The 1,634-nt window shown below is 41.2% G+C and carries 2 protein-coding genes; both read left to right on the forward strand.

Going from position 1 to position 1,634, the window contains the following annotated elements; translation table 11 throughout:
• On the forward strand, positions 1–661 hold a 661-nt coding region (locus tag G4P69_RS38030; protein ID WP_208355136.1), incomplete at its 5' end, for an ACT domain-containing protein.
• Positions 662–804: 143 nt separating this feature from the next.
• The coding region (locus G4P69_RS38035) for an HD domain-containing protein (protein ID WP_208355139.1) at positions 805–1,634 on the forward strand (830 nt) is incomplete at its 3' end.

Below are 1,634 nucleotides of genomic sequence, written 5' to 3' on the forward strand. Positions count from 1 at the left end.
GTGTAATTACCAGTCACAAGAAGATTTACTCGCAGCTTTGGGTTATGGTGAAATCACGTTAAACAGGGTGCTAAGTTCTTGGCGAGAAATAGTGAAAGCGCAACAAACAACGGTGGTTTCTAACGAGCAAGCGCTCCAAGCTTATACACCTCAAGTTCTACAAACAACAACCCCTACACGTTCTTCATTTGATTCACCTATGATCGGAGTAGAGGGTTTAGGGTACCATCTTGCTGCGTGTTGTCATCCCATTCCTGGAGAACCGATTATCGGTGTAGTGACACGAGGTAAGGGTATAAAAATCCATCGCCAAGGATGTCATCATCTAGCAAATGTGAAATGCATTCATTTAGTTCCGGTGAGTTGGAAATCAACAGCAGAAACAACAGCAGAAAATAATGGTCACCCTCAAACTTACCCAGTGAATGTTCAAATTGAAGCTTTAGATCGTGTAGGGGTGTTGAAGGACATTTTGTCACGATTAAGTGATCAAGGGATCAATGTGCGCCATGCCCATGTGAAAACCACGCTTGGTCAACCGGCGTTGATAGACTTGGGAATAGATATACGCGATCGCTCTCAACTTGAACAAGTCTTTACAAAAATCAATAAATTGAGCGATATTCTTAATATTCGGCGCGTCGACCAAATGGATGATTAGTCGGACAACAAATTGATTTAAACTCCCTGTGTAAATCCCATAAGAAGAAACTGAGTTTTTACATAAAAAAATAAATGATCTACTTAGCAAAACTCTGTTTCTGAATAACACCAACTACCCTTAGCTTGAATTGGATGACTTGTATGAGTACTGCGTTATTAACTACTTCAATGGACATTACTCTTCCCGAGTGGTTAGAAAAATGTTTAAATAGCTCGTCAGAAGATGAGCAAAGGTATCGTGACAGAGCTTTAATCTGTCAAGCATTTGAGTTTGCTTATCAACTACATCAGGGACAATACCGGAAATCAGGAGAACCTTATATTTGTCATCCAATAGCAGTGGCAGGACTGTTACGTGATTTAGGAGGTAGTGCTGCTATGATAGCAGCTGGCTTCCTACATGATGTAGTTGAAGATACAGAAGTCACAATTGAGGAAATAGAGCAGCGTTTTGGTGTAGAAGTAAGGCGTTTGGTAGAAGGCGTTACCAAGCTGTCAAAACTAAATTTTAAAAGCAAAACAGAAAGCCAAGCAGAGAACTTTCGCCGCATGTTCCTGGCAATGGCGCAAGACATTCGGGTGATTGTGGTGAAATTGGCAGATCGCTTACACAACATGCGAACACTCCAACACCTTCCAGAACAAAAACGCCGCAACATAGCTTTAGAAACAAGAGAAATTTTTGCGCCATTAGCCAATCGTTTAGGGATGTGGAAGGTAAAATCCGAACTAGAAGATTTGGCGTTTAAGTACCTAGAACCAGAAGCTTACGAGCAAATTGTACAGTACGTAGCCGAAAACCAAGTTTATCGCCAACAGCGATTGACCAAATCAATAGAAATTTTGCGCCACCGTTTGCAACAAGCTGGAATTGGGTATCTTGACATTAGTGGACGTTCTAAGCATCTTTACGGTATTTACCAGAAGATGTTGCTCTCTAATAACTCGTATCAAGAGATTTACGACGTGGC

It is taken from the genome of Aetokthonos hydrillicola CCALA 1050 (assembly GCF_017591665.1).
GTDB lineage: Bacteria > Cyanobacteriota > Cyanobacteriia > Cyanobacteriales > Nostocaceae > Aetokthonos > Aetokthonos hydrillicola.